The 17,702-nt window shown below is 73.5% G+C and carries 21 protein-coding genes; 10 read left to right on the forward strand and 11 right to left on the reverse strand.

What is annotated here, in order from left to right; genetic code table 11:
- Positions 1–137: 137 nt before the first annotated feature.
- Positions 138–797: a DUF4245 domain-containing protein gene (locus tag BLW04_RS07790; RefSeq protein ID WP_091538272.1), complete on the forward strand. Its 660-nt coding sequence runs from the start codon at positions 138–140 to the stop codon at positions 795–797.
- Positions 798–864: 67 nt separating this feature from the next.
- Here the strand turns inward: BLW04_RS07790 and BLW04_RS07795 are convergent, their stop codons facing one another.
- The 3 genes from BLW04_RS07795 to BLW04_RS26580 are packed head-to-tail and all read right to left on the reverse strand — an operon-like array spanning position 865 to position 3,608.
- Positions 865–1,086, reverse strand: coding sequence for an exodeoxyribonuclease VII small subunit (locus tag BLW04_RS07795; protein WP_091538275.1), 222 nt, complete (start codon positions 1,084–1,086; stop codon positions 865–867).
- Positions 1,061–2,308: an exodeoxyribonuclease VII large subunit gene (gene xseA, locus BLW04_RS07800; protein WP_091538276.1), complete on the reverse strand. Its 1,248-nt coding sequence runs from the start codon at positions 2,306–2,308 to the stop codon at positions 1,061–1,063. Before xseA ends, BLW04_RS07795 begins: the two co-directional genes overlap by 26 nt.
- 49 nt (positions 2,309–2,357) lie before the next feature.
- Entirely contained in the window at positions 2,358–3,608 is a 1,251-nt protein-coding gene (locus BLW04_RS26580) for a hypothetical protein (protein ID WP_091538278.1), read from the reverse strand.
- A 143-nt stretch (positions 3,609–3,751) separates the two neighbouring features.
- On the opposite strand from BLW04_RS26580, the gene BLW04_RS07810 reads away from it, so the two are divergent.
- Positions 3,752–4,723 (forward strand): 4-hydroxy-3-methylbut-2-enyl diphosphate reductase, encoded by a 972-nt coding sequence (locus tag BLW04_RS07810; protein WP_091538280.1) that lies wholly within the window; start codon positions 3,752–3,754, stop codon positions 4,721–4,723.
- A 126-nt stretch (positions 4,724–4,849) separates the two neighbouring features.
- Here the strand turns inward: BLW04_RS07810 and BLW04_RS07815 are convergent, their stop codons facing one another.
- The 4 genes from BLW04_RS07815 to BLW04_RS07830 form a co-directional block, all read right to left on the reverse strand.
- Positions 4,850–5,338 carry a DUF6542 domain-containing protein gene (locus BLW04_RS07815; protein WP_139306769.1) on the reverse strand — a complete coding sequence of 163 codons (489 nt, stop codon included), beginning with the start codon at positions 5,336–5,338 and terminating at the stop codon, positions 4,850–4,852.
- 490 nt (positions 5,339–5,828) lie between these two features.
- Complete coding sequence (locus BLW04_RS07820; protein ID WP_091538363.1) at positions 5,829–6,962, reverse strand: DNA recombination protein RmuC; 1,134 nt, start codon at positions 6,960–6,962, stop codon at positions 5,829–5,831.
- A 117-nt stretch (positions 6,963–7,079) separates the two neighbouring features.
- Complete coding sequence (locus BLW04_RS07825; protein ID WP_091538284.1) at positions 7,080–7,622, reverse strand: methylated-DNA--[protein]-cysteine S-methyltransferase; 543 nt, start codon at positions 7,620–7,622, stop codon at positions 7,080–7,082.
- Complete coding sequence (locus BLW04_RS07830; RefSeq protein WP_091538286.1) at positions 7,619–9,100, reverse strand: Ada metal-binding domain-containing protein; 1,482 nt, start codon at positions 9,098–9,100, stop codon at positions 7,619–7,621. The genes BLW04_RS07825 and BLW04_RS07830 overlap by 4 nt, the downstream gene beginning before the upstream one ends.
- A 140-nt stretch (positions 9,101–9,240) precedes the next feature.
- On the opposite strand from BLW04_RS07830, the gene BLW04_RS07835 reads away from it, so the two are divergent.
- The 7 genes from BLW04_RS07835 to BLW04_RS07865 all read left to right on the forward strand — a co-directional run bounded on the left by BLW04_RS07835 (position 9,241) and on the right by BLW04_RS07865 (position 14,154).
- Positions 9,241–10,152, forward strand: a complete 912-nt coding sequence (locus tag BLW04_RS07835; RefSeq protein WP_091538288.1) for an ABC transporter ATP-binding protein — start codon at positions 9,241–9,243, stop codon at positions 10,150–10,152.
- Positions 10,149–10,973 carry an ABC transporter permease gene (locus BLW04_RS07840; RefSeq protein WP_091538290.1) on the forward strand — a complete coding sequence of 275 codons (825 nt, stop codon included), beginning with the start codon at positions 10,149–10,151 and terminating at the stop codon, positions 10,971–10,973. The genes BLW04_RS07835 and BLW04_RS07840 overlap by 4 nt, the downstream gene beginning before the upstream one ends.
- Positions 10,970–12,217 (forward strand): sensor histidine kinase, encoded by a 1,248-nt coding sequence (locus BLW04_RS07845; RefSeq protein ID WP_254781166.1) that lies wholly within the window; start codon positions 10,970–10,972, stop codon positions 12,215–12,217. The genes BLW04_RS07840 and BLW04_RS07845 overlap by 4 nt, the downstream gene beginning before the upstream one ends.
- Positions 12,214–12,849 carry a response regulator gene (locus BLW04_RS07850; protein ID WP_091538299.1) on the forward strand — a complete coding sequence of 212 codons (636 nt, stop codon included), beginning with the start codon at positions 12,214–12,216 and terminating at the stop codon, positions 12,847–12,849. The genes BLW04_RS07845 and BLW04_RS07850 overlap by 4 nt, the downstream gene beginning before the upstream one ends.
- A 76-nt stretch (positions 12,850–12,925) precedes the next feature.
- Positions 12,926–13,153 carry a type II toxin-antitoxin system Phd/YefM family antitoxin gene (locus BLW04_RS07855; protein WP_091538364.1) on the forward strand — a complete coding sequence of 76 codons (228 nt, stop codon included), beginning with the start codon at positions 12,926–12,928 and terminating at the stop codon, positions 13,151–13,153.
- On the forward strand, positions 13,141–13,548 hold the full coding sequence (locus BLW04_RS07860) for a type II toxin-antitoxin system VapC family toxin (RefSeq protein ID WP_254781167.1): 408 nt from the start codon (positions 13,141–13,143) through the stop codon (positions 13,546–13,548). The genes BLW04_RS07855 and BLW04_RS07860 overlap by 13 nt, the downstream gene beginning before the upstream one ends.
- Before the next feature lie 39 nt (positions 13,549–13,587).
- Complete coding sequence (locus tag BLW04_RS07865; RefSeq protein WP_091538304.1) at positions 13,588–14,154, forward strand: MOSC domain-containing protein; 567 nt, start codon at positions 13,588–13,590, stop codon at positions 14,152–14,154.
- Here the strand turns inward: BLW04_RS07865 and BLW04_RS07870 are convergent, their stop codons facing one another.
- Positions 14,155–14,514, reverse strand: a complete 360-nt coding sequence (locus BLW04_RS07870) for a cupin domain-containing protein (protein WP_091538307.1) — start codon at positions 14,512–14,514, stop codon at positions 14,155–14,157.
- 55 nt (positions 14,515–14,569) lie between these two features.
- Between BLW04_RS07870 and ychF the strand changes: the two genes are divergently transcribed.
- A complete protein-coding gene (ychF, locus tag BLW04_RS07875) occupies positions 14,570–15,643 on the forward strand; it encodes a redox-regulated ATPase YchF (protein WP_091538310.1) in 1,074 nt (357 codons plus the stop codon).
- 6 nt (positions 15,644–15,649) lie between these two features.
- Here ychF and BLW04_RS07880 read toward each other — a convergent pair whose 3' ends face one another.
- The 3 genes from BLW04_RS07880 to BLW04_RS07890 all read right to left on the reverse strand — a co-directional run bounded on the left by BLW04_RS07880 (position 15,650) and on the right by BLW04_RS07890 (position 17,484).
- Positions 15,650–16,783, reverse strand: a complete 1,134-nt coding sequence (locus BLW04_RS07880; protein WP_091538312.1) for a tyrosine-type recombinase/integrase — start codon at positions 16,781–16,783, stop codon at positions 15,650–15,652.
- Positions 16,784–16,898: 115 nt separating this feature from the next.
- The gene (locus BLW04_RS07885) at positions 16,899–17,096 is read right to left on the reverse strand and encodes a helix-turn-helix transcriptional regulator (protein ID WP_091538314.1); all 198 of its coding nucleotides are present in this window, start codon (positions 17,094–17,096) and stop codon (positions 16,899–16,901) included.
- A 193-nt stretch (positions 17,097–17,289) separates the two neighbouring features.
- A complete protein-coding gene (locus BLW04_RS07890; RefSeq protein ID WP_139306770.1) occupies positions 17,290–17,484 on the reverse strand; it encodes a hypothetical protein in 195 nt (64 codons plus the stop codon).
- Positions 17,485–17,702: the final 218 nt, after the last annotated feature.

The raw sequence follows: 17,702 nt of genomic DNA on the forward strand, positions 1-17,702 counted from the left end.
CCCGCCGGACCAGGCGGTACCAGGCGTGGTGGTGCTGGGCAGCGGGCTCTCGGGCAGGGACACGCGAACCTCCTCGGACGACCACCGGCCGACGCTGGCCGACGGGGTGGGGGAGCTGTGCTGCGATCCTAGGGGGCATGGCAGAACCCGGCCCGCGCGGTCATCGTCCCGACGAGCAGGCCCCGCCCGTCGTCCCCCCGGCCGCCGAGGTCGGGGCCGCGCCGTCCGCGGGCTCCACGAAGCTGTCGCCGGCCGAGCTGCGGGCGCTGAAGTTCACCGCCCGCAACATGCTGTGGTCGCTGCTGCCGTTGACCGTGCTCGTCGTCGTCATGGTCTGGTGGACCCAGCTGCGCCAGCCCGACCAGGTGGTGCGGCCGGTCGAGATTGACGGTTCGGTGTTCCTGGCCTCGCAGCGGGCGGCCTATCCACTGCTGATCCCACAGGGGTTGTCTGACGGGTGGCAGCCGACGAGCGTGCGCACCGATGCCGGCGCGGCCGCCGACCCCGGCGATCCGGTGACCCTGCAGATCGGCTGGTACACCCCTGACGGCGAGTACGCCGGCTACGTGGTCAGTGACGACGCCGAGGTCGACGCGCTCACCGACGTGCTGGGCGACGCGACCGCCGACGGCACAGCGCAGGTGGACGGCGTCCCGTGGCAGCGGCTGACCACGGGGCGCGGTGAGACCGCGCTGACCCGCACCGAGGGGACGGTGACGCTGCTGGTCACCGGCTCGGCGGTTGAGGAGGAGTTGGAGGAGCTGGCGGGTGCCGTCAGCCCCTACCGCGCCTCCTGAGGAAGGACCCCCCTGCCCCCCACCGCTCGCAGGCTCGCGGCGGGCCCCTGCAGGAGGGCCGCTGGCGTCAGTCGGTGGGCTGGGCGGCGGCCAGGCGCTCGCGGGCCCGGTCCAGCCAGTGCCGGCACAGCTCGGCGAGCTCCTCGCCGCGCTCCCACAGCGACAGCGACTCCTCGAGTGGGAGCCCGCCCGCCTCCAGCCGACGGACCACGTCGGCGAGTTCCTCGCGCGCCTGCTCGTAGGTCTGCGTCGGCTCCTGCTTCTCAGGGGTGTCGCTCACGAAGCCCATCCTCTCCGGTGGCCGTCCGGTCGACGCGGACCGGGAGCCTGCCGCCGGCGACGCGGACCTGCAGCCGCTCGTCGTCGGCGACCTCAGTCGGGTTGCGGACGAGTGAGCCGTCGGCCCGCTGCACCACCGCATAGCCACGCTGCAGGGTCGCGGCGGGAGAGAGGGCGGCCACCCGGGCCCGGGCGTGCCCGAGGTCCCGCTCGGCGGAGTCGACCCGGTGGGTGAGCGTCCGGGTGGCGCGCCCGCGCAGGGCCAGGACGTCGTCGGCCCGGCCGGCGAGCAGCCGCTGCGGCTCGGCGAGCACCGGGCGGGAGCGCACCGACTCCAGCCAGCGCTCCTGCTGCTCCAGCCGGCCGGTCACCAACGAGCGGGCGCGGGCACGTAGCCCGTCGACCAGCCGGCGCTCCTCACCGATCTCGGGCACCACCCGGTGCGCGGCGTCGGTGGGGGTGGCCGCGCGGACGTCGGCCACGTGGTCGACGAGCGTGGTGTCGGTCTCGTGGCCGACGGCGGTGACCACCGGCGTACGGGTGGCGGCGATCGCCCGCACCAGGCCCTCGTCGGAAAAGGGCAGCAGGTCCTCGACCGACCCGCCGCCACGGGCGATCACGATCACCTCGACCGCCGGGTCGGCGTCCAGCTGCCGTAGCCCGTCGATGACGCCGGCGGCCGCGGTCGGCCCCTGGACGGCGCAGTTGTGCATCGCGAACCGGACCGCCGGCCAGCGCCGCCGGGCAGTGACCAGAACGTCGCGCTCGGCGGCGCTGTCCCGCCCGGTGATCATCCCGACGACGGCCGGGGCGAACGGCAGCGGCCGCTTCCGGACGACGTCGAAGAGTCCCTCGGCGGCCAGCAGCTGGCGGATCCGCTCGATCCGGGCAAGCAGCTCGCCCAGCCCGACGGCGCGGATCTCGGTGGCCCGCAGGCTGAAGGAGCCGCGGGCGACGTAGTAGTCCGGGCGGGCGCGGACGATGACCCGGGCACCCTCGGTGAGCACGAGACCGGGACGGTCGGCGACGTCGCGGTGGCACGTCACCGGTACCGAGAGGTCCGCCGCAGGGTCGCGCAGGGTGAGGAAGACGGTCGCGGCGTTGCCCCGCCGGGACAACTGCGCGACCTGGCCCTCGACCCAGACCTCGCCCAGCCGGCCGATCCACTCGGCGACCTTGCGGGCGACGGTGCGCACCGGCCACGGCGACTCGGGCGAGGACGGGCTGCTCACCTTCCCGAGCCTGCCAGGTGTGCCGGCTGGACACCGCCTTGCCCCGCTGTCAGGCCGGCGACGAGGTGAGCTTGGTCAGCCGGTTCGACAACAGCGTCACGTACGACGCGCGGGCGCGGGTGGCCTGCTCGTACTCCAGCAGTGCCTGGACCGTCTCGGCGTCGAAGCTGCGCAGCCGCCCGCGCAGCGTCGGGATGCTGTAGCCGTCGTAGCCCTCGACCGGCGCGGCGCCGGCGGCCTGCGAGCCCGCGAGGTCGCTGCCGCCCTCGGGCTCATCGGTGACCGCCTCCGGCGCCTGCTCCGGCGCCCGCTCGGACTCGTCGGCGGTCGTGGTGTTCGCCCCGGTCACCCCGGGGAGGGCGTCGGCGCCGGCCACGTCCGGCTGCACGACAACGGGCTCGGCGGCGCCCAGGTCGATCACCTCGGCGGCCGCGTCGTCCAGCGCCTCGACATCCGGGGCGACGTCGCCGAGAGCCACCTCCGAGGGTGCCTCCGCGGGGCCCTGGCCCGAGGTCGTCGCCTCGGCCGCGGCCTCGGCCTCGGCCACCTCTTCGTCGGCGACGGTCGCGACAGTGTCGGCGGCCAGGTCGTCGGCCAGGTCGTCGGCGACCGTCTCCGGCAGCTCGGCGGCGAGCTCGGCGTCCACCTCGGCGGCCAGTTCGTCGACCGCCTCGGTCACGGCGTCGGCCGGTGGGTCGGCGGGCAGGTCGGCGACCTCGGCGTCGCTGAGGCCCGCACCCTCGGCCGCCAGGGTCTCGAATGCGAGGACGTCGGTGAGCGGCGCGGCGTCCGCGATGTCGTCCGCGCCGTCTGCCAGCTCCTCGAGCGCGGCGTCCAGCAGCGCGCCCTCGACCGGGGCGGCGTCGGCCAGCTCCTCGATCGCAGTCTCGACCTCCACGTCGATCACCTCGACGTCGGCCATCGCGTCCCCGAGGTCGACGATCTCGTCGCTGAGCTCGACGGTCAGGTCGTCGGCGGGGCTCTCGGCCAGGTCGACGACCCGGTCAAAGGCCGAGCTGCGCGGCGCGGGCCGGTCGCCGGGGACGGTCACCGGCGGCTCGTCCTCGTCGAAGGTGGCCATGCCGGGCTCGGACTCGCCCCACAGCCCGGTGAACACCTCGTCGCCCCGGGCGACGAGCCCGGAGTACTGCTGCTGGAGGCGCAGCGAGGTCTGCAGGGCCAGTCCGATGAGCCGCACCGGCAGGCCGGGGAGGGTCGCGGGCAGCTTGCAGGTCTCGTCCAGGACGGTGGCGACCAGTCCGGCCGCAGCACGGACGGCCTCGGGGATCTCTCGAGCCATGGACCCCAGCGTGCCGTACGGCGGCCCGACCGGCAGCCTGACGTGTGCCCTCGTCCCCCGGATCTCACTCGGCCCGCCTGCAGGGGCCCGCCGCGAGCTTGCGAGCGATGGGGGCAGGCGGGTCCTGTCTCTACCATGGGCGCATGGCTGAACCGCGCGGACGCGTCCTGCTCGCCGACCCCCGGGGGTACTGCGCCGGGGTGGACCGGGCGGTGGTCGCGGTCGAGCGTGCACTGGAGATCCACGGGGCGCCGGTGTACGTGCGCAAGCAGATCGTCCACAACAAGCACGTCGTGGCCACCCTGGAGCGCAAGGGCGCGGTGTTCGTCGAGGAGACCGACGAGGTGCCCGAGGGCGCGGTCGTCGTCTTCAGCGCCCACGGGGTGTCCCCGGCGGTGCACGAGCAGGCGCGGGAGCGGTCGCTGCGGACGATCGACGCCACCTGCCCGCTGGTGAGCAAGGTGCACATGGAGGCCAAGCGCTTCGCCAAGGACGACTACGACATCCTGCTGATCGGCCACCGCGGGCACGAGGAGGTCGAGGGCACCGCCGGCGAGGCGCCGGCCCACATCCAGCTCGTCGACGGCGCAGAGGACATCGCCAACGTCCAGGTCCGCGACCCGGAGAAGGTGGTCTGGCTCTCGCAGACCACCCTGTCGGTCGATGAGACGCTGGCGACGGTCGACTCGCTGAAGAACCGGTTCCCCGGGCTGCAGAGCCCGCCGAGTGACGACATCTGCTATGCCACCCAGAACCGGCAGCAGGCCGTCAAGCAGATGGCCGGCGAGTGTGACCTGGTCCTGGTCGTCGGGTCGACGAACTCGTCGAACTCGGTGCGGCTGGTCGAGGTGGCCCTGGAAGCCGGTGCCCGTGACTCCCACCTGGTCGACTTCGCCAGCGAGATCGACGAGGCCTGGCTGGCGGGGGTCGGCACGGTCGGGGTGACCAGCGGCGCGTCGGTGCCGGAGATCCTGGTCTCGGAGGTGCTGGACTGGCTGGCCGAGCGCGGCTACCCGGACGTGGAGACCGTCAAGGCCGCCGAGGAGCGCCTGGTGTTCGCGCTTCCGCACGAGCTCAAGCCCCGCCGCAGCGCGCTCGCCGTCGAGCCGGGCTGACCGCCGCCCGAGCGCGCGGCATGCGAAACATTCCGCGCCTGCTCGGGCGGAACGGAGGAACGCTCGGCGTAGCCGAGTCGTCGCAGTCCGGGCTCGGCGTAGCCGAGTCGTCGCAGTCCTGGTGCGTCAGCGGCGGGCCACGAGCCGTCCGACGGCGACGACCAGCGCCGCGCCGACGCCCAGACCCATGGCCGGGAAGCCGCGGATCAGCAGCGTGGCCAGCGTGGTCAGACTGAGGGTGGCCGAGGGGGCCAGCACGATGTTGACCAGCGCGACGCCGACGAAAACCAGCGGCGGGGCGACGACCACGCTCAGCAGGTCGCGACGGCGCACCAGCAGCGCGGCGGCCACGGAGGACGCGAACAGGGCGAGCAGTGTGATGGTGCCCAGCCCGACGCCGATGTAGGAGTCGGCGGCCGCGGCGAGCAGCGTCACCGCGAACATGCCGAACACTGCGATCGCTCCGCGGGTGCGGGGGCCGGGGACGGGGACTTCCCGGCGCGCCGGGGGGCGGGCCGAGGGACGGTCGTCGCGCTGGCCGGCCGCGGCCGACTGCGGACGGCGTGCGCCCGGAGCCCGCTCGGGACCCCGGACGGCGTCCGGGCCAGCCGGCATGCGGGGCGGTGTGGGACGGGCGGCCGGTCGGGCCTGGCCGGCCCGGTCCGTCGCCCGGCCGCGCGGCGCACTGCCGCCGGACCGTGGGGACGGGTAACCGCGCCCGGAAGCCGAACCGGCATCGCTGCGCTCTGCGCGCACGGCGTCCTCCCGCCTCGCCTCGACAGCACTGCTCGGAGCGATGGTGCACCTCCTGGTGGCTGGTGGGGAGCGTGAGCGCACCACCGATCGCGCCACGGTAACGGCCAGCGCTGGCAGGTAGCTGCAGGTTGCCGGGAGTGGCGAGCCACTTCTGCTGCGCGAACCGCGCAGCCGGGACGCGTGGGACTGAGGACGTCCAGTGAGGGAAGTGCGCCCGGCGGGCGGCCGTCCCGGAATCGTGAGCCGGAGCTGCGCCGGGGAGGACCACCACACCCTTGCGAGCAGTCGGTCCAGGGCGGCGACGACCTCGGTCACGGTCACCTGGGCCACGGCGGTGCCGGAAAACGGCTCACCCGGTGGCGCCGTCCCGTCCGGGTGCCGCGTCGTCGGCTCCGTGGCCTCCGGCTGCGTTGGCCCCCGCACCATGGCCGCCTGCTCCGTGGACCGCGGCGCCATCGGGCACCGACCGCAGCATGCGCACCGCACCCTCCGCCGGCGCGGGCGTCGGGACCGGCGACTCTGCCACCCCGAGGTCGTCGAACCGCCGGGCGGCGACCAGCACCGAGTTCTCGTAGGAGCCGACCGTCTCGTTGTAGCGAGTCAGCGTCGAGCCCAGCGCCGCGCCGAGCCGGGTCAGGTGCCCGGACAGCGTGGTGAGCCGGGTGTGCACCGTGCGCCCCACCTCGAGCACCGCGGTGGCGTCGCGGGCGAGCCGCTCCTGCCGCCACGAGTAGGCGACGGTGCGTAGCAGTGCCAGCAGCGTGCTCGGCGTCGCGATGACCACGTCGCGGGCGAAGCCGTGCTCCAGCAGCCCCGGCTCGGCCTCCAGCGCGGTGATGAGGAAGCCGTCGGAGGGGACGAACAGCACGGTGAAGGGCGCCGCCGATCCGAACGCGGTGGGGTAGTGGCGGGCGGCGAGGGCGTCGACGTGGGTGCGCAGCTGGCGGGCGTGCTCGGCGATGCGCTGGAGCCGCACCGCCTCGTCGGTGGCCTGGACGGCCTCGATGTAGCCGGCGAAAGGGACCTTGGCGTCGACGACCACCTGCCGGCCGTCGGAGAGGGTGACCACCAGGTCAGGGCGCACCCGGGCGCCGTCGGCGGTGGTGCCACTCGGCTGCTCGACGAAGTCGCAGTGCTCGACCAGGCCGGCCACCTCGACCACCCGGCGCAGCTGGACCTCTCCCCACCGGCCCCGCACGTGCGGGGTGCGCAGCGCGGTCACCAGCGCGGCGGTCTCCTGGCGGAGCAGTGCCGAGGTCTGGCCGACGGTGCCGACCTGCTCACGCAGCTCGCCGTGGGCGGTGGCCCGGTCGCGCTCGATGCCGGCCAGCACCCGGTGCAGGTGGTCCAGTGACTCGTGCACCGGTTCCAGCGCGTCGAGCGGGGGCCGCCGGCGGCCCGACAGCGCGACGACGCCGAGGGTGACGGCGGTGGCCAGCAGCGCGCCGATGAGGAGCCCGAGCAGCAGGGAAGCGGCGTCCATGTCCGGCAGGGTGCCGGACGGGTCCGACAGTTCCGTCACGCCGTCCCGGCCCAGGCATTGGAAGCTTTGCCCCCAGTTTTCGGTCGGCGAAGTGGGAGTAAAGCTTCCAATACCTGTTCAGGCCTCGACCGAGACCGGGACGGCGGCGTGCTCGGCCTCGTGGTCGAGCAGCCACCGCTTGACCGGCGTCCCCCAGCGGAAACCGCCCAGGCCGCCGCCGGTGGCCAGCACCCGGTGGCAGGGGACGAACAGCGCCGCGGCGTTGCGCGCGCAGGCGCCGGCGGCGGCCCGTACCGCCGCCGGGCGCCCGCACCGGGCGGCGAAGGCGGTGTAGGTGTCCGGTTGGCCGGCCGGGACGGTGCGCAGCACCTCCCAGGCGTCCTCGAGGAACGGCCCGGACCGCTGCCGCACCTCGACCTGGTCGATGGCGGTGACGTCGCCGACGACGAAGGCCTCCACCGTCTCCAGGACGGGCAGGGTGTCGGCCCGCTCCACCCAGGTGGGCCGGAGCTGGCGGTGGATCACCGGCAGCAGTTCGTCGACCTCGGCGGTCCAGCCGCTGGCGAGCACCACGTCCCTCCCCTCGGAGGTGGTCACGACGACGGTGAACGGGCCGGGCGGGGTGGGGACGGTGGCGTAACGGGCCGGCGGGTGGTTCATGGTGCGCTCCGATCGGAGGACGGGCGGCGGGTGAACAGGTCGGGGACGGCCAGCGCCCACAGGTGCATCACGGCGTAGGAGCGCCACGGCCGCCAGCGGGTCGCGGCGTCTACGTCCGAGCTGCCCAGGGTCCTCAGACTGCGGCGCAGCGCAAGGTCCCCGGGCAGCCAGACGTCGGGATCGGCGAGTCCGCGCAGCCCGACCAGCGCCGCGGTCCACGGCCCGATGCCGGGCACCGCGAGGAGGGCGCGGGTGGCCGCCTCCCGGTCGGCGCCGGGGCCGAGGTCCACCGAGCCGTCTGCCAGCGCCGCGGCCAGGGCGTGCACGGTCCGCCGCCGGGAACCGGTCAGGCCGACGGCGGTGAGGTCGGCGTCGGCCAGCGCGGCCGGCCGGGGAAAGGCGTGCGTCAGGCTGCCGATCGGCTCGGGCAGCGGCTGCCCGGCGGCGGTGACCAGCCGGGCGGTCAGGGTGCGGGCACCGGCGACCGAGACCTGCTGCCCGAGTACCGCGCGGACGGCCAGCTCCGGGGCGTCGGGGGAGGTCGGCACCCGCCGTCCGGGGGCGCCGGCGACCAGTGCGGACAGCGCCGGGTCGGCGCCGAGCACCTCGTCGACGGCGGTCGGGTCGGCGTCCAGGTCGAGCAGCCGGCGGCACCGTGCGACCGCCGTTCCGAGGTCGCGCAGCTCGGGAAGCTGCAGGCGGGCGGTGACCGCGCTGCCGGCGCCGGCGGAGAGCCGGACGACGGCCGGTCCGTGCGGCAGGTCGAGCACCCGGGAGAACGTCGTCCCGTCCCACTCCTCCAGACCCGGGGTGGCGTGCGCGCCGAGGAAGAGGAGCACCTCGTCGGCGGCGAACGGGGCGCGGGCGGCCAGCCGCAGGGTCAGCCAGCCGGGGCTGCCGCCGTCCGGGCGGAGGGACGTCGGCCGCAACGCCGACGGCGTGGTGGCGAAGACCGCCTGCACGGTCTCGTTGAACTGCCGGATGCTGGCGAAGCCGGCGGCGAAGGCGATCTCGGCCATCGACAGCCGGGTGGTCTCGATGAGCAGCCGCGCGGTCTGCGCGCGCTGCGCCCGGGCCAGCGCCAGGGCGCCGACGCCGAGCTCGGCAACGAGCAGCCGGTGCAGCTGGCGCTCGGAGTACCCCAGCCGCGCGGCCAGTCCGGGGACACCGGTGCGCTCCACCTCACCGTCGGCGATGAGCCGCATGGCGCGGGCGACGGCGTCGGCGCGCACGTCCCACTCCGGTGATCCGGGGACGGCGTCGGGGCGGCAGCGGCGGCAGGCGCGGAACCCGGCGGCCTGGGCGCCGGCCGCGGTGGGAAAGAAGGTGATGTTGTGCGCCAGCGGCGTGCGAGCCGGGCAGGAGGGGCGGCAGTAGATGCCGGTGGTGTGCACGCCGGTGAAGAACCAGCCGTCGAAGCGCGCGTCGCGGCTGGCGACCGCCCGGTACCGGCGCTCGACGTCCACGATGTCCGGCATGCACCCAGGATGACAGCACCCGGAGTGACCGACTGGCGGTTTTCGGACGTCGCCGTGCGGTGCCCCGTCCACCGATCGGTGGACGGCGGACCCACGGTTCGATGGTTCCGCCGCCGATGCCGCCCGGACAGGCTCGTCTCATGACGACGACAGAGGTGGTGCCCCGGCCGGCGACGGCGGCCGGCGCAGACGGGCCGGCCGTGCGGGTGCGCGGACTGGAAAAGCGGTACGGGGGCCGGGCCGTGCTCGAGGGCCTGGACCTCGAGGTGCGGCGCGGGGAGGTGTTCGCGCTGCTCGGCCCCAACGGGGCCGGCAAGACCACCACCATCGAGGTGCTGGAGGGCGTCCGCCGCCGCGACGGCGGGGCGGTCACCGTGCTGGGTGAGGACCCGGCCCGGGCCGGTCGTGCGTGGCGGGCCCGGATCGGGGTGGTGAGCCAGGGAGAGCCGGCCGGTCAGGCGCTGAGCGTCCGGGAGACCCTGGACCACTTCGCCGCCTACACCGCGACCCCGCGCAGCACCGCCGATCTGTTGGACGCCGTGGGGCTGACCGATCAGGCCGGCACCCGGGTCGGCCGGCTCTCCGGTGGCCAGCAGCGCAGGCTCGCCGTGGCCCTCGGCGTGCAGGGCCGCCCGGACCTGGTGTTCCTCGACGAGCCGACGACCGGCATGGACCCGGTCGCCCGTCGGCAGTTCTGGGAGCTGGTCCGGAACCTGCGCGCCGGAGGCACCACGGTGCTGCTCACCACCCACTACCTGGACGAGGCCGCGGAGCTCGCCGACCGGGTCGGCGTGGTCTCCGGCGGCCGGCTGGTCGAGGTCGGCGCACCGGATGAGCTCGGTGCCGCGCTGCGCAGGGTCGCCACGGTCAGCTGGACCGAGGCCGGCGCCCGCCGCCAGGTGCGCACCGATGCGCCGGCCGCGGTGCTCCGCGACCTGCTCGCCGTCGCGCCCTCCGAGGTCCCCGGCCTCACCGTCACCAGCCCCGGCCTGGAGGACGTTTACCTCCAGCTCGTCGGCGCCGTCCCCACCACCGCAGGAGGAACCCGATGACCGCCGTCCTGACCACCCGCCCGGGTCCGCCGTCCGCGGCCCGCATCGCGCTGGCCCGCACCCGGCTGGAGCTGCGCCTGTTCGCCCGGGAACGGCAGCAGGTGGTGTTCGCCTTTGCCTATCCGCTGGTGATGATGGTGATCTTCGGGTCGCTGCTGGGCGGCGACGAGACACCGGGCGGCTTCTCCTTTCCGCGGTACTTCCTGGCCGGCATCGCCGCCACCGGCATCATGCTGGTCAGCTTCCAGGCGGTCGCGACGTCGATCGCCGCTGAGCGGGAGACCGGGCAGCTGGAGCGGCTGCAGCTGCTGGGCACCCCGCCGGTGGCCTACTTCGCCGGCAAGGCCGGGCAGGTGCTGGTCACCACCGCGGTCCAGCTGGCCCTGCTGCTGCCGCTGGCCCGCTACAGCTTCGACGTGCCGATGCCGGTCGACGCCGCGCACTGGCTGACCTTCGCCTGGGTGACCGCCCTGGGAGCGCTGGCCGGCACGGTGCTGGGCATCGCCGTCTCGGGGCTGGGCGGCAGCGCCGCCTCCGTCTCGACCAGCGTGATGGGCTTCGCGATCGTGCTGCAGTTCTTCTCCGGCGTGTTCTTCGCCTTCCCCGAGCTGCCGGGCTGGATGCAGCAGGGAGCGGCGCTGTTCCCGTTGAAGTGGCTGACCCAGGGAATGCGGTCGGCGTTCCTGTCCGACGGTGCCTCCGCGTTCGAAATCGTTGGGGGATGGGAGCACGGCAGGACTGTCCTGGTGCTGGTCGGATGGGTGATCATCGGCGGCGTGGTGTGCGTGCGCACGTCCCGGTGGCGGCGGGGCGAGGGGTGACCATCGCGCCCTGGCTGCGGTCCGTCGTCGTCCCCTCGGACCGCGGGGACGACGACGAACCGCCGCTGTCCGAGCGGGGATGGCGGGTCACCGTCGGAGTCCTGCACCTGGCCTTCGTCGTCGTCGGGGCGACCGCCGTCGTGGACACGCTGGTCAGCCAGAGCGGCGGGCGCCGGATCGTGCTGCTGGCCGCCCTCGCCGTGCTGGCGGTGGTCTACGCGGTCGTCGGTGCCGGGGCGCTCGCCGGCCGGGACCACCGGCGGTCGGTGCTTTACCTGGTCGTGCTCGTGGCCGTGGTCGGCGTCCTTGCCTGGGTCTTCCCCGAACTGCTGTTCCTGATGTTCGTGGCCTTTCCGCAGGTGTGGTTCATGGTCGGCTCGGTGCGTGCGGGTCTGCTGTGGACGCTGGCTCTCGGCGCCGCGAGCACCGTCGGGCCGGTGGTGCACTGGACGCAGGGCACCGAACCCCTGTCCGGACCCGGTCAGACGCTGGTCGGGCTGGCGTTCAGCGTCGCGATGGGCATCTGGGTCACCCGGGTGCTGGACCAGAGCCGGCAGCGGGCCACGCTCATCCGTGAGCTCGAACAGACCCGCGCGGAGCTCGCCGTCGCGCACCGGGAGCAGGGCATCGTCGCCGAGCGCGAGCGGCTGGCCCGCGAGGTGCACGACACCCTGGCGCAGGGCTACACGAGCATCGTCGTCCTGGCGCAGACGGCAACCGCCCAGCTGGCGGCCGACCCGGGTGGCGCGGCCGAGCGGCTCGGGCTGATCGAAGAGGTCGCCCGGGAGAACCTGGCCGAGGCCCGCGCGATGGTGGGCGCGTTCGCCCCGGTGGGGCTGGAGTCGGCCACCCTGGTGGAGGCGTTGCAGCGGCTGGCGGAGCGGTTCGGCCGGGAGACCGGCGTTGCCACCCGGCTGGACACCACGGCGCTGGGTGAGGGGCCGCCGCTGCCCCGCAGCCAGGAGATCGTGCTGCTGCGCGGTGCGCAGGAGGCGCTGACCAACGTGCGCCGGCACGCGGCGGCGAGCGCGGTGGTGCTGCGGGTCGGCCGCGTGGGCGCGGGGGAGGCGGTGCAGCTGTCGGTGCACGTGGAGGACGACGGCGTCGGCTTCGACCCGGCGGGGACGGCGGGTGCCGGGCTGGGCGGGTTGCGCGACCGTGCGGAGCAGGTCGGTGGGGCAGTGGAGGTCGCCTCGGCGCCGGGGCAGGGAACGCGGGTGACGGTCCGGGTGCCGGCGCGATGACCCGCATCCTGGTCGTGGACGACCACCCGGTGGTGCGCGGCGGGCTGGTCGGCTGGCTGGCCGCGCAGCCGGACCTCGAGGTCGTCGGGGAGGCAGCCGACGGGCTGGCCGCGTTGGCGGCGGTGGCCGAGCACGAGCCGGACGTCGTCCTGATGGACCTGCGGATGCCGCGGATGGACGGCGTAACGGCCACTGGCCGGATCACCGCGGTCCATCCCGACGTGCGGGTACTGGTGCTGACCACCTACGACACCGACGCCGACATCGTGCGGGCGGTGGAGGCCGGCGCGGCCGGCTACCTGCTCAAGGACACCCCGCTGCCGCAGCTGGCCGACGCGGTCCGCGCCGCGGCCCGCGGCGAGACGGTGCTCGCGCCGCCGGTCGCGGCCAAGCTGGTGTCCCGGATGCGCGCGCCGGCGGTCGAGGCGCCGACGGCGCGGGAGCTGCAGGTGCTGGCCGGCGTGGCGCGCGGCCTGACCAACGCCGACATCGGGCGGGAGCTGTTCATCGGCGAGGCGACGGTGAAGACCCACCTGCTGCGGGTCTTCGCCAAGCTAGGGGTCGACGACCGCACCCGGGCGGTGCTGGTGGCGGTGGAGCGGGGGCTGCTCGCGGTGCCAGGTGGGTCGTGATGACTCCGCATCATGATCCTGATCCCAGGTGCTGTGGACGTTGACCAGCCCAGGTTGGTCAGCCCAGACTGACATCATGGCCAAGACCGTGAAGGTGCAGGACGCGAAGACTCATCTGTCCGCGCTCCTGGCCGAGGTGGAGCGTGGGGCAGAGGTGGTCATCGCCCGCGGTGACGTTCCCGTGGCAACATTGGTCCCGTACGCCGGCGCCGGGGACAGGGAGCTCGGTTTCGTCGCCTACCGGCTGCCGACTTCGTTCTTCGAGGCCCTGCCGGAGGTTGAACTCGAAGCGTGGGAGCAGTGACGCCGCGTCGGCTCTTGCTGGACACCCACGCGTTGCTGTGGATGCTCACCGAGCCGGCCCGGCTTTCGCAGTCCGTCCGCGAGCTCGTGACGACGCGTCGGACCGAGCTGTTCGCGTCGGCGGCATCGGCATGGGAAATTGCCACGAAGCGGCGGTTGGGGAAGCTGCCGCAGGCCGACCTGCTGGTGCACGGGTATGAGCAGCACCTTGCGCGGCTCGGAGTTGAGTCGCTGGACGTGACGGCTCGCCACAGTCTCCTGGCCGGGTCGTTGGACTGGCAGCATCGTGATCCCTTCGACCGGATGATCGCTGCTCAGTGCATGCTCGAGTCGCTTTCACTGGCGACGGCGGACGACGCGTTCACGACGCTGCCAGGGGTCGAGGTCCTGTGGTGAACCAACGAGGGCGCAGCCGCTCGAGGAACTCGGCCGGCCGTGACCACGAACGAAGGCCTTGGGACGCCTGGCCCGGTCCTCACAGTCAGCCGTAGCGACGTGCACCGGTTCGGCAAGCGCAACCAGGACGACATCGAGCTCATCGCCGGTCTCGGTGTGGACGGCGACGCCCACGCCGGGGCGACCGTCCAGCACCGGTCCCGGGTAGCGGTCGACCCGTCCCAGCCCAACCTGCGCCAGCTGCACCTCATTCACGCCGAGCTGTACGACGAGCTCAACGGTCGTGGCTTCGGGATTGCGCCGGGGCAGTTGGGCGAGAACGTGACCACCCGCGGCGTCGACCTGCTGGGCCTGCCGCGTGGCACTCACCTGCATCTCGGTCGGAACGCGGTGATCGAGGTGACCGGGCGGCGGAACCCGTGTCGTCAGCTCGACGACTTCCGTCCCGGCCTGATGCAGGCGGTCCTCGACCGGGACGAGAAGGGACACCTGGTCCGCAGAGCGGGGGTCATGGGGGTCGTTGTCGCCGACGGTTCCGTCCGACCTGCGGACGGCGTCCGGGTCGAGCTGCCCGGTCTGCCTCACGTGGCGCTCGCGCCGGTCTGATCAGACGACCCGGCGCTCGGCGGTGAGCTCGCTGGGTGTGTCGCCGGTGTTCACGGTCGCGCTCGGCTCGATGAGCAGCACCTCCGCGCCGTCCGGCGAGTACGGCTGGTGCGGGGTGCCCTTCGGGACGACGTGCAGCTGGCCGGGGCCGAGGGTGACGTCGCCGTCGTCCAGCCGGATGGTGAGCGAGCCGGACAGGACGAGGAAGACCTCGTCGGTCTCCGGGTGGCTGTGCCGGGTGAACTCGCCGTGGGTGCGGACCACGCGCAGGTCGTAGTCGTTGAGGAGGGCGACCGTGCGGGGCTGCCAGGGCTGGGTGATCCCGGCCAGGACGGCGGCCAGGTCGACGGGTGTGGGCATCGGGCCATCGTCGCCCGCCCGGGGTGCCGCCGCCAGCGCCGTAGGCTGTACTCCCGTGAGTCTCACCATCGGCATCGTCGGGCTGCCCAACGTCGGCAAGTCCACGCTGTTCAACGCCCTGACCAAGAACGACGTGCTGGCGGCGAACTACCCGTTCGCCACGATCGAGCCCAACGTCGGCGTGGTGGGGGTTCCCGACCCGCGGTTGGAGAAGCTCGCGGGGGTGTTCGGCTCGCAGAAGATCATCCCGGCGACGGTGTCGTTCGTGGACATCGCCGGCATCGTGCGCGGCGCCAGTGAGGGCGCCGGGCTGGGCAACAAGTTCCTGGCCAACATCCGCGAGAGCGACGCCATCTGCCAGGTCATCCGGGTGTTCACCGACCCCGACGTGGTGCACGTCGAGGGCAAGGTCGACCCGGCCGACGACATCGAGACGATCAACACCGAGCTCGTGCTGGCCGACATGCAGACGCTGGAGAAGGCGATCCCGCGGCTGGAGAAGGAGTCGCGCAAGGACAAGGATCGCAAGGTCCTGCACGATGCTGCGGTCGCCGCCCAGGCGGTGCTGAACTCCGGGACGACGCTGTTCGCCGCCGGGGTGGACCCCGAGCCGCTGCGCGAGCTGTCGCTGCTGACGACCAAGCCGTTCCTGTACGTCTTCAACGTCGACACCGACGAGCTCTCCAACACCGAGCTGCTCGATTCACTGCGGGCGATGGTCGCGCCGGCCGAGGCCATCGTGCTGGACGCGCAGACCGAGTCCGAACTGATCGAACTGCCTGCGGAGGAGGCCGCCGAGCTGTTGGCCTCCATCGGACAGGACGAGGCGGGTCTGGACCAGCTGGCCCGCGTCGGCTTCGCCACCCTCGGCCTGCAGACGTACCTGACCGCCGGCCCCAAGGAGTCGCGGGCCTGGACGATCCCGATCGGCGCCACCGCACCGCAGGCCGCCGGGATAATCCACACCGACTTCCAGCGCGGCTTCATCAAGGCCGAGATCGTGTCGTTCGACCACCTCATGGAGGCTGGGTCGATGGGCGAGGCGAAGTCCCGCGGCTGGGTGCGCATCGAGGGCAAGGAGTACGTCATGGCCGACGGCGACGTGGTGGAGTTCCGCTTCAACGTCTGATCTGCCCTAAAGTCGCAGGGCAGCGGCTTGCGGGCGACGTTCGGTCCGCAGATAGTCCGCAAGATTGTCGAGTGACGCGGCCATCAGCCCCTCGGTAGCGGCTCGGGTGCGGTCCTCCGCGTCGGGCCACAGGTGCCCGTAGGTGTTCAGGGTCGTGGTCGCCGAGGCGTGCCCGAGGGCCCGCTGCACGGTTACGACGTCGCAGCCGGAGGCGATGAGACCGGAGGCGAAGAAGTGCCGGAGGTCATGCAATCGGAGACCGGTCAGGCCAGTCGCTGACGTCGCCTTGCGCCACTGATGCCCGACGGTGTTCTGGTGCGGCGGGGTACCGGTCGGGGTGGGGAAGAGCCAGCGTTCCGGACCGCCGGTGGCCAGGTGCTGCTCCACGTGCCCGGCGAGCAGGGTGAGCAGCCGGTCGGGGACGACGATGGTGCGCTCCGAGCCGTGCTTGGGTGCCCGCAGGTCCACCGAGCCGCCGGGTCCTCGCTGGACCTGGCGGCTGACCACCAACCGGCGCCGGAGGAAGTCGACGTCGCCGACCTGCAGCGCAGCGGCCTCTCCGAGCCGGAGACCGCCGAAGGCGCAGATGGCGATGAAGGCGGCGAATCGCTCGTCGGCGGCCCCGAGCAGTGCGCCGACCTGGGGTGGCGTGGGGATGCTCATGGCGTGCTCGCGACGCCGTCGGCGGGGGAGTGTCACCCCGTCGGATGGGTCGGCCGCGATCACCCGGTCGCGGACGGCTCCGCGCAGGACGGCCCGCACGTTCTGCACCCGGGTGTGCACGGTGCCCGGCGCGAGGCCTGCTGCTGTCATCTGCTTGACCCACGACTCCACGTGCGAGCGGCGGAGCAGCCGCAGCTCCACGTCGGTGAACGTCGCTGTCCGCACCGCCAGGCTCATCGCCAGTTCGGTGCCCGGAGCCCAGACCTGGCGGGCAGCCCAGGCTGCGTAGAACGCCGAGAGGGTGACGCGACCGGCCTTCGGGTCGACGTACATGCCGGTGACGACGGTGGCGGTGACCTCGTCCAGCCATCGTTGAGCGTCGGTCTTCCGGCCGAAGTGCCGGGCGTGCTCCTTGCCGGCGTTGTCCCGGTAGCGGGCGCGCCACCGACCGTCCTCCCGGCGGGCGATGTTCGCCACGGGCGCGCCTCCTCGGCTGCTGGGGTGCCGGGCTCGTTCGCCGGCGTAGGTCAGCCTGCCGCGCGGGGGTGTCACCGCGCCATGCCCGAGGTGGCGGCCTGTGGGCGTACCGGGATCAGCGACCGCCCTTGGCGAGTTGACCGGCGACCTTCGTCTGCCACCAGCAGTCACACTCTGCCTCGTCGTAGAGGACGCGGCGGCCGACGCGGACGCCGTCGGGCCCGATGCCAATGTGGCGCCAGTAGCGGACGGTGGCGGGGCTGGTGCGGAAGCGCGTGGCTACTTCCTCGGTGGTCAGTAGTCGGACGGTCATGACTCCTCCTGACGACGAGCGGCTGGGCGGGCGGAGCGACAGCCCGTCACCCTGGAGAAGGCGCCCATCGCGTTGGATTGCTGTCAGCAGTGACCGAAGAACTTTGAGATCTGCCTGCCAGCGCGAGGGCGGGGGAGTGTCACCCCACGTCACCCCTGTGTCACCCCTGACGGGGCACGGGAGAAGTTGGGCGTCACCGCGGCCGGGTGCGGCGGCGCAATGAGGCGAGCGCCTCGTCCAGTGCGCTGGCCACGCCGGGCAGGTCGCGGTCGTAGAGCAGTCCTCGGTCGAGTTGCCTGCTCAGCTCGCGAAGTACGTCGATCCAGCCGTCGTGCCGTGGAGTCGTCCCAGCGGGTTGCACTGCCGGGGTGAGAACGATCCGCTCCACCACCTGGACGGCGGCTCGACCGGATGCGGCAGCTCGTGCTTGTTCCCAAGCTCGGTGCCGGCAGGTCGCCGAGCACCACTTGGGGATCGGTCCACTTGTCCGAGGGTTAATCGGGCCGTCGCACCACCCGCAGACGACTGCGGCAGCCCGTCGTGCACTACCACTCATCGGGGCCGTCACGGGCTCACGGGCCGGTGTGCGCTCGGGTCGCGCTGCGG

The organism is Modestobacter sp. DSM 44400, from assembly GCF_900107175.1.
Classification (GTDB): Bacteria; Actinomycetota; Actinomycetes; order Mycobacteriales; family Geodermatophilaceae; genus Modestobacter.

Bases quoted from the DNA above. Each gene is read 5' to 3' on its own strand.
- BLW04_RS07870 (WP_091538307.1), bottom strand. From the start codon at position 14,514: ATGCCCACACCCGTCGACCTGGCCGCCGTCCTGGCCGGGATCACCCAG.
- BLW04_RS07825 (WP_091538284.1), bottom strand. From the start codon at position 7,622: ATGAACCACCCGCCGGCCCGTTACGCCACCGTCCCCACCCCGCCCGGC.
- BLW04_RS07855 (WP_091538364.1), top strand. From the start codon at position 12,926: ATGGCCAAGACCGTGAAGGTGCAGGACGCGAAGACTCATCTGTCCGCG.
- BLW04_RS07820 (WP_091538363.1), bottom strand. From the start codon at position 6,962: ATGGACGCCGCTTCCCTGCTGCTCGGGCTCCTCATCGGCGCGCTGCTG.
- BLW04_RS07790 (WP_091538272.1), top strand. From the start codon at position 138: ATGGCAGAACCCGGCCCGCGCGGTCATCGTCCCGACGAGCAGGCCCCG.
- BLW04_RS07835 (WP_091538288.1), top strand. From the start codon at position 9,241: ATGACGACGACAGAGGTGGTGCCCCGGCCGGCGACGGCGGCCGGCGCA.
- BLW04_RS07885 (WP_091538314.1), bottom strand. From the start codon at position 17,096: ATGACCGTCCGACTACTGACCACCGAGGAAGTAGCCACGCGCTTCCGC.
- BLW04_RS07830 (WP_091538286.1), bottom strand. From the start codon at position 9,100: ATGCCGGACATCGTGGACGTCGAGCGCCGGTACCGGGCGGTCGCCAGC.
- BLW04_RS07850 (WP_091538299.1), top strand. From the start codon at position 12,214: ATGACCCGCATCCTGGTCGTGGACGACCACCCGGTGGTGCGCGGCGGG.
- BLW04_RS07810 (WP_091538280.1), top strand. From the start codon at position 3,752: ATGGCTGAACCGCGCGGACGCGTCCTGCTCGCCGACCCCCGGGGGTAC.
- BLW04_RS26580 (WP_091538278.1), bottom strand. From the start codon at position 3,608: ATGGCTCGAGAGATCCCCGAGGCCGTCCGTGCTGCGGCCGGACTGGTC.
- BLW04_RS07795 (WP_091538275.1), bottom strand. From the start codon at position 1,086: ATGGGCTTCGTGAGCGACACCCCTGAGAAGCAGGAGCCGACGCAGACC.
- BLW04_RS07815 (WP_139306769.1), bottom strand. From the start codon at position 5,338: ATGCCGGCTGGCCCGGACGCCGTCCGGGGTCCCGAGCGGGCTCCGGGC.
- BLW04_RS07840 (WP_091538290.1), top strand. From the start codon at position 10,149: ATGACCGCCGTCCTGACCACCCGCCCGGGTCCGCCGTCCGCGGCCCGC.